The sequence below is a fragment of the Bacillus sp. SIMBA_005 genome, assembly GCF_046535585.1.
In the GTDB taxonomy this organism is placed as follows: domain Bacteria; phylum Bacillota; class Bacilli; order Bacillales; family Bacillaceae; genus Bacillus; species Bacillus pumilus.
Window position 1 is genome coordinate 1 of sequence record NZ_JAWRWI010000926.1, and the last position, 247, is coordinate 247.

Annotated in this window: 1 protein-coding gene; it reads right to left on the minus strand. The window is 73.3% G+C overall.

The window, feature by feature from the left end; translation table 11 throughout:
- Window positions 1–247: hypothetical protein (locus SB660_RS22785; RefSeq protein WP_410584788.1), on the minus strand; the 247-nt coding region annotated here is incomplete at both ends.

Genomic DNA, 247 nt, shown 5'->3' on the forward strand with positions numbered 1-247 from the left:
CATGCTGCCCGAGGTCTCGCGGCGCAGATGCACGGTCAGGGTGTCGCCGGATTTCTCCTGCGACAGCACCAGGCGTTGCAGCAGGCCTGCCGACGACGCGCAGGCGCGGCCACGCAGGGTCGGGTCGGGCGAGGCGGCGCCGTCGATCCGCACCTTGCTCGCGCCGATCTCGAAGCGCACGGTGCGCACGGCGGCGAAATCGCGCGCCAGTTCCCGCGGGTCGGCATGCCGGCATGGCGCGCTGTCC